We start from the raw sequence: 7,493 nt of genomic DNA on the forward strand, positions 1-7,493 counted from the left end.
GGGCTGGGGCATGGGCAGCTACTGCTACTACAACGTCGACCCGGCGATCATCCAGGAGCACGGCTTCAAGGCACCGGTGAAGCCCGGCGTGAAGTTCCACAGCCTGATCGTCGTCTCACTGGGCGGCAACGGACAGTACGAACACGTGATCAACGACGTCGGCTCCCCGACGTCGGGCACGGAGACGGTCCCGTCCCAGGTGGTGAACTTCCCTTAGTCCTCCCCGGCTGAGGGAATCGTACGGAAGCGGGGTCCGGCTGCTGGTGAGCGCCGGGCCCCGCTTCGCCGCGCCCGCTCCCCCTCCCGTCCCGGGGAGGGCGGGCCGTCCGTCGGCGAGACCTCCGGCACCGGTTCGGGTACGGGAGCGGCCCCCGCCCGGGGGTCCGGGCGGTACGGGAGCGGCCCCCGCCCGGGGGTCCGGGCGGGGGCCGTCAACGGTGCGTGCGGGCGGGAGGCTCAGCCCTCGCCGGTCAGGCTGATGGTGACCGTGCGCTCGGCCGGAGTCTTCCCGGCCAGGGCGGTCTTCATCGCCTGGGCCACGTCGTCCGGGCCGACCTGGTGCTTCTTTCCGTCGGCCTTGACGGCCATGATGCCGTCGAAGACACCGTCCAGAAGCGTGTCGATCGCCTTCTTGTCGTAGACGTCGACCAGTCGGCCGTCGACCGGCTTCATGGACAGGATCTGCGGCAGCGACCGGGCCGGGCCGAACTGGATCTGCTTGGGACCGGCCTTGATGGTGATCAGACCGGACATCGCGGGCTCGGCGAACTCCTTCATCGCCCGGTTCAGTTCGGCCTGGGTGATGGTGGGTTCGCTGGTGGTGACGGGGAGCTCGACCACGTTGGCCTTCCCGGTCTGGACCTGGGCGCGGTAGGCGTCCCGGACCGAGATCAGGGACTGGCCGGCGTCCAGCGTCTTGCCCGGCTTGCCCGGCACCGCCACGGCCTTGTTCGGCTCGAAGCGGATCGTGCCGTCGTTGGCCGAGCCGGAAGCGCCCGCCAGGTCGGTCAGCGCCACGCCGAGCTTCTCCTCGTCGACCGGGATCACCGGGTCGGCGGGGCGCTCGCCGCCGAACAGCGAACCGATCACCGAGACGGGGTTGTAGTCGCTGCCCGCCGCGCCGCGCACGGTCTCCTGGCTGTCCAGGGTGAGACCGGCCTTCTCGGGGTCGAGTTTCTCCTCCTTGCCGTCCACGGACAGCGTCATGGGCGCCTTGGCCCGCTCGCCGAGGGCGGCTTCGAGCTTGGTGACCGCCTCCTCCTTCGTGCCGCCGCCGATGTCGACGCCGAGCACCGTGGTGCCCTTGGGGACCTCGGCGTGGTTCAGCAGGAGACCCGCCCCGTACGCGATGCCGAGCAGCACGACCGCGGCCACCCCGAGCAGGACCAGCTTGGAGCGGCCCTTCTTCGCGGGGGCGGAGGCGGGAGCCGCGGCGGCCTTCGGCGCGGGGCGCGGAGCGGCGGGACCCGGCGCGGGAACACCCGGTCCGCCCGGTCCGCCGGGACCGCCCTGGCCCGTCACCGGGGCGCCGGGCGTACCCGGCCTGCCCGGGAACGTGGCGCGGGGCTCGCTGGGCACCACGGGGATGCCGCTCGTCAGCGTGTCACCCGACACATGGCCGCCGGGGCCGGGTTCGGGCGCCGGGGCCTGCGGCGTGAGGATCGCGGTGTCGTCGGACATCCGGGGCGGTACGCCGCCGGGGGTGCCCGGGACCATCGGGCCGGGGCCGCCGAGGCCCGGGACGCCGTCGAGGTTCGGGGTCAGCGACGAGGTGCCGGTGACCGGTCCCGTGGTGGGGCCGGACGGGCCGGGTGTACGCACTCCGGGGCCGGGGGTGGCACGCGGGCCGCCGCCGGGGGGCTCGGTGCCGTAGCTGTCGAGCGCGCTGCGGGCGGGGCCGGAGCCGGGCGCACCCGGTCCGCCGCCGGACTGCGGGGCGTCCGAGAAGTACGGCAGGTCGGGGCGCGAGCGACCCGCGCCACCGTCGGGCGCACCACCGGGACCGCCGAGGTCACCCGAACCCGGGCCGCCGGGACCACCCGGACCACCGGAGGCCGGGCCACCGGGACCGCCCGCGCTCGGACCGCCGGGGCCACCCGCGCCAGGGCCACCGGGACCGCCCTGGTTGCCTGCGCCACCGGGACCACCGGTGCCCTGGCCGGCTGCCGCCGGTCCGGCGGTCGGGGCCTTGCGCGGGGCGAACCAGTCGCTGCCGCTCTTCTCCCGGGCCGGCTTCTCCCCGGGCGTCGGGTCGGCGGCCGGGCCGCCGTCCCGGGACCGGTCGGCGGGCGCGCCGCCGTTCGAGCCGGAGCTCGGGCCGCCGGAGCGGTCCGGGGATCCGGCACCGGCGCTCGCACCGGGGCCCGGTGCGGCCGGCGGCGTGCCGGGGCGCGGGGTCGCGCCGGTGCGCTCCGTGTCCGAGCCGCCGTCGCCGGAGATGTCGCTCGCAGCCATCGGCGTACGCATCACGACCGGCGGGATGGGACGCGAGCCGGGGATGTTGATCCGGATGCGCGTCGTCAGCGTCGTCTCGGTCTTCGGTTCCTCGGGCCGGGGCGGATCCACGGATTCCGGGTTCTCGTCAGAGCCGCCCTGCGACGGGTGGAGCGACGGATACTGGCGGGATCCGTACGGCGGCGTACCCGAGGGGTACGCGGCTCCGCCGCGGCCCTGGGGCCCGGAGGACGAACTGTCAGTTTCACGACTCAAAGCAGGTTCTCCCGATTGGCTCCGCCGCCCGTACTTCCCCCATGCCGCAGGCCAGGGGACGGCTCGGCGCGCGCACCACCATACTGGCCGCCGCCGTCGGACACTCCGCGACCGGGTGAAACCTCCACCCGTGCCTCACACCTGTGAGGGTCGTTCCGGACCCGGACTTGGCACTTCACGTACCGGACCGGCCGCTGTGGATGGCTGATTGCGGCACTTTCGAGGTGGTGGCGCAGATCACAGCGACGGCCGTCCCGCCGAGCATGAAGAGCACCAGGCCGAGTTCGTCACCGAACACGTAGTCGCCCTCCGGCCGGCCGCTCAGCAGAAGGAAGACGGTGATGAACCAGCCGGCCGCCGGGGCGAGTGCGCCGATCTGGGTGCGGGTCAGGATCCGGCCGCCGTAGAAGAGGCCCGCGGAGCCCACCAGGGCGATGATCAACCCGCCCGGGAACCAGGCCGCTTGGACGAGGGTTCCGGCGAGGGCGACCAGCGCGCCGAGGACCGCGAGGCCCAAGTAGGCGGCGATCCGGGCCGGGTTCGGCCGGGCGGCGAATCCGATGGGCTCGGGCTCCCTGGGGGGCGCGTTCCGCCGCGGCGCGTGGGAGGAGTCCGCGCGGCCGCGGGCCTTCTTGGGGTTACCGCTCATGCCGCGCCTTCCTCGGTGTCCGGGGCGCCGACGCCCGGAAGACCCGCGAACAGGTCGCTCTCGCGCTCCGGTCCGGCCACGCCGCGAACACCGCGCACCAGTTGGTAGCACTCGGTCGTCAGCAGGGGCTGGCCGAGGTCGTTGGAGAGGGCGAAGAAGGGGCCGTCCACCGCGATCTGGGTGGCGTGGGCGCGCATCGCCGCCGACTTCGCCCCGGCGTACATCGATCCGTCGATCTCCGCGCTGATCTGCTCCGCGTCGGTCACGCCCGGGACGTCGGCCACGGCGGCGATGCCGGGGAAGGCGTCGGGCGCGGTGGTGCGCAGCCGGTCGAAGGCGGCCTCCAGCACCTCGCGCTCCACCCGGTTCCAGTAGATCTTGGCGATGGTGTGCGGGATGCCGGAGCCGTGCGCCGGGTCGGCGGCCAGGTCGGCGGCGCGCATCGCGACGCGGTGGGCCTGGATGTGGTCGGGGTGGCCGTAGCCGCCGTCCGGGTCGTAGGTGATCAGGACCTGGGGGCGGACCTCGCGGATCACCTCGACGAGGTGGGCGGCGGCCTCGTCCACCGGGGTGGACCAGAAGGAGCCGGGGCGGCCGTTCTGTTCGGCGCCCATCATTCCGGAGTCCCGGTAGCGGCCCGCGCCGCCGAGGAAACGGTGGTCGGTGATGCCGAGCTCCTGCATCGCCGCGGCCAGCTCGCCGACCCGGTGGGGGCCCAGCGCGTCGTCCCGGTCGGCGGTGAGGCGGGCGAGCGCGGGCGGGATGACCTCGCCCTCCTCACCGAGCGTGCACGTCACCAGGGTGACGTGGGCGCCCTCGGCCGCATACCTGGCCATGGTGGCGCCGTTGTTGATCGACTCGTCGTCGGGGTGCGCGTGCACGAGCAGCAGACGGCGGGCGGGGAGGTCCTTCATGGGGACCACCCTACGAGCCCGGAGGCCCCCCGTGCCCCCGCGCCCCTGCGCCCGCCGACCGCCGGTCCTCGGCCGCCCGGGTCAGAACTTGATGCTGCTGATCATTCCCGCCACGTTGGTCGTCAGATCGGAGATGGTCGGTGCGACGGACGAGCTCGCGATGTAGAACCCGAGCAGCATGCAGACCACCGCGTGCCCTCCCTTCAGTCCGGATTTCCGGATCAGCAGGAAGACGATGATCGCCAGCAGCACTACCGCCGAAATCGAGAGCGCCACGGCGGTTCACCTCCATCGGTACGTTCGGACGGTCGGAATGGGGGTACACGGCGTCAGCAGGTTTCTACCCACCGAGCGCTACGGATCATAACTATCCGTGCCAACGCATTGATCGGGGCACAGCAGCACGAGGGGCGCACGAACCGTGCCACGCGGCCGAGTTCGCGGCTAGGTTCGGAGCCATGACCTCGCAGAAGCTGTCCTTTCCCCGCCAGCACGCCCGGACCCAGCGCTTCACTCTCGGCGCACCTCGCGCCTTCACCGTCTCACCGGATGAGACGCGCGTGATCTTCCTCCGGTCCACCTCCGGAACGGACCGCACCACCCGGCTCTGGGTGCTCGACCCGGCGACCGGCGAGGAGCGGATCGCCGCCGATCCGGACGTGCTGCTGGGCGGTTCGGCGGAGAAGCTGTCGGCGCAGGAGCGGGCCCGGCGGGAGCGGACCCGGGAGGGTTCGTCGGGGATCGTCTCCTACGCGGTGGACGCGGCGGCGGAGTTGGCCGCGTTCGCGCTGTCCGGAAAGGTGTACGTGGCCGAGCTGCGGGCCGGGACCGCTCGGGCGCTGCCGGTGCCTGGCCCGGTGATCGACCCCCGTCCGTCCCCCGACGGCCGGCACGTCGCGTACGTGGCCAAGGGCGCGCTGCGGGTGGTGGACGCGACGGGCGAGGGCGACCGGGCGCTGGCCGAGCCTGAGGACCCCCAGGTCACCTATGGTCTGGCCGAGTTCATCGCGGCCGAGGAGATGCACCGCTACCGGGGTTTCTGGTGGTCGCCCGAGTCGGACCGGCTGCTGGTGGCGCGGGCCGACGAGAGCCCCGTACAGCGGTGGTACATCGCCGATCCGGCGCACCCCGAGCGCAAGCCGGCCGAGGTCGCCTACCCGGCGGCGGGGACGCCCAACGCGGAGGTGCGGCTCTTCGTCATGGACCTGGAGGGGGACCGTACCGAAGTGGTCTGGGACCGGGAGGCGTTCCCGTACCTGGCCCAGGTGCACTGGTCGTCCGCGGGTGCTCCGCTGCTGCTGGTGCAGGCCCGTGACCAGCGCATTCAGCGGTATCTGGCGGTGGACCCGGAGACCGGTGCGACCCGGATCGTCCATGTCGACGAGGACCCGGTCTATCTGGATCTCTTCCCCGGGGTGCCCGCGTGGGCGCCGGACGGGCGGCTGGTGCGGATCGCCGACGAGGGCGGCGCGCGGGTGCTGGCGGTCGGGGACCGGCCGCTGACCGGGTCGCAGCTGCACGTCCAGGCGGTGCTGGACATCGGGGAGTCGGACATCCTGATCTCGGCGGTGGCCGGTGAGGACGCGGTCGAGCCGGAGATCGGGCAGATCCATGTGTACCGGGTCAACGAGTTGGGAATCGAGCGGATTTCCGAAGGGGTGGGTGTGCACTCCGCGGTCCGCTCGGGCTCTCTGTCGGTGGTGGTCTCGGCCGTTCCCGAGGAGCCCGGGACCGCCGCGTGGGTGGTACGGGACGGCAAGCGGCTGGTCCACATCGCGAGCTTCGCCCAGGAGCCGGTGCTCACCGCCCGCGTGACCCTCACCGAGGGGGGCGCACGGCGGATTCCGTGCGCCGTGCTGCTTCCGTCGGACTACCAGGAGTCGGACGGTCCCCTTCCGGTCCTGATGGATCCCTACGGCGGCCCGCACGGCCGCCGGGTGGTCGCCGCCCACAACCCGCATCTGACGTCGCAGTGGTTCGCGGACCAGGGCTTCGCGGTGGTCGTGGCGGACGGGCGGGGCGCGCCGGGCCGCTCGCCGGCCTGGGAGAAGGCGGTACGGGACAACCTCGTGCTGACCATGGAGGACCAGGTCGAGGCGTTGCACGGGCTGGCGGACCGGTTCCCGCTCGATCTGTCCCGGGTGGCGATCCGGGGCTGGTCCTTCGGCGGCTATCTGGCGGGGCTCGCGGTGCTGCGGCGGCCCGACGTCTTCCACGCGGCGGTCGTCGGGGCACCGGTGACGGACCAGCGGCTGTACGACACCCACTACACCGAGCGCTATCTCGGGGATCCGGCGGACCAGCCGGAGGTGTACGCGTACAACTCGCTGCTCACCGACGACGGTCTCTCCGAGGCCGCCGACGAGGTCCGCCCGATGCTGATCGTGCACGGTCTGGCCGACGACAACGTGGTGGTCGCGCACGCCCTGCGGCTGTCCTCCGCGCTGCTGGCGGCCGGGCGGCCGCACGAGGTGCTGCCGCTGAGCGGGGTGACGCACATGACGCCGCAGGAGCAGGTCGCGGAGAACCTGCTCCTGCTCCAGGTGGACTTCCTCAAGCGGTCGCTGGGGCTGACCGGCGCCTGAGCCGCCCGCCGCTCCCTGTCCGCCCCCGGTTCACCAGCGGGGCGGCGGGGACGAGGGTGGGGGCCCGAAGCCACCGCCCTGGGGCGGCCCGAAGCCGGGGGCCTGCGGCGGCTGGTAGCCCTGCGGTCCGGGCTGACCGGGCGCCGGGGCGCCCCAGCCGCCGCCCCAGGAGTTCGGACCGCCCCAGGGGCCCGCGGCGCCGCCGGGGGTCCGTTCGACGCCCTTGCGGGCGAGCAGGAGGATCACGACGAGCCCGATGAGGAGCGAGCAGACCTGGCTCAGCAGGGTCAGCTGCCCCTCGATGTCGAGGTCGGTGAACCTCTCGTACAGCTCGAAGTGGATGGTGCGCGCCAGGCCCAGCGCGCCGGAGGCGAGGACGAACCCGCCCGCGATCAGGCCGAGCGGTCGCGCGAGGGCCGCTCCGGAGACCGCCCCGAGGGCCGCCACCAGGGACATCAGGATGATCGCCACGGTGATCCAGCCCGGCGGCCCCTCGATGAGCGGGGTGTTCAGGGGCGCCCCTCCGATGAACCACTCGGGATAGAACCCGGACGGGAAGACGAAGGGCTGCCGGATCTCCCAGGCGGTGAAGATCACCGCCTGGAGACCGAGGAGCAGGAAGACGGCCACCCCGGG

Annotated in this window: 5 protein-coding genes and 2 pseudogenes; 2 read left to right on the forward strand and 5 right to left on the reverse strand. The window is 73.3% G+C overall.

The genetic code is table 11. From position 1 onward, the window contains the following. Positions 1-217 (forward strand): annotated as a pseudogene (locus D3105_RS30775) (coagulation factor 5/8 type domain-containing protein); the annotation flags it as partial. Between the two features lie 239 nt (positions 218-456). Here the strand turns inward: D3105_RS30775 and D3105_RS30780 are convergent. The 4 genes from D3105_RS30780 to D3105_RS30800 form a co-directional block, all read right to left on the reverse strand. Further along, positions 457-2,709 (reverse strand): hypothetical protein, encoded by a 2,253-nt coding sequence (locus D3105_RS30780; RefSeq protein ID WP_206272987.1) that lies wholly within the window; start codon positions 2,707-2,709, stop codon positions 457-459. Between the two features lie 175 nt (positions 2,710-2,884). Then, positions 2,885-3,358, reverse strand: coding sequence for a DUF6113 family protein (locus tag D3105_RS30790; protein WP_118906190.1), 474 nt, complete (start codon positions 3,356-3,358; stop codon positions 2,885-2,887). Further along, a complete protein-coding gene (gene mshB, locus D3105_RS30795) occupies positions 3,355-4,272 on the reverse strand; it encodes an N-acetyl-1-D-myo-inositol-2-amino-2-deoxy-alpha-D-glucopyranoside deacetylase (protein ID WP_118906191.1) in 918 nt (305 codons plus the stop codon). Before mshB ends, D3105_RS30790 begins: the two co-directional genes overlap by 4 nt. An 81-nt stretch (positions 4,273-4,353) precedes the next feature. Then, the gene (locus D3105_RS30800; protein ID WP_097870105.1) at positions 4,354-4,548 is read right to left on the reverse strand and encodes a hypothetical protein; all 195 of its coding nucleotides are present in this window, start codon (positions 4,546-4,548) and stop codon (positions 4,354-4,356) included. Positions 4,549-4,730: 182 nt separating this feature from the next. Here D3105_RS30800 and D3105_RS30805 point away from each other — a divergent pair, with 182 nt between their 5' ends. Continuing rightward, a complete protein-coding gene (locus tag D3105_RS30805) occupies positions 4,731-6,857 on the forward strand; it encodes a S9 family peptidase (RefSeq protein ID WP_118906192.1) in 2,127 nt (708 codons plus the stop codon). A gap of 30 nt (positions 6,858-6,887) precedes the next feature. Here D3105_RS30805 and D3105_RS30810 read toward each other — a convergent pair. After that, positions 6,888-7,493: pseudogene (locus D3105_RS30810) on the reverse strand (hypothetical protein); the annotation flags it as partial.

The sequence above is a fragment of the Streptomyces globisporus genome (assembly GCF_003501885.1).
Taxonomy (GTDB): Bacteria; Actinomycetota; Actinomycetes; order Streptomycetales; family Streptomycetaceae; genus Streptomyces; species Streptomyces globisporus_D.

What these genes read in the sequence shown, in the direction of transcription:
- D3105_RS30805 (WP_118906192.1), top strand. Translation starts at nt 4,731, where the DNA reads ATGACCTCGCAGAAGCTGTCCTTTCCCCGCCAGCACGCCCGGACCCAG.
- mshB (WP_118906191.1), bottom strand. Translation starts at nt 4,272, where the DNA reads ATGAAGGACCTCCCCGCCCGCCGTCTGCTGCTCGTGCACGCGCACCCC.
- D3105_RS30790 (WP_118906190.1), bottom strand. Translation starts at nt 3,358, where the DNA reads ATGAGCGGTAACCCCAAGAAGGCCCGCGGCCGCGCGGACTCCTCCCAC.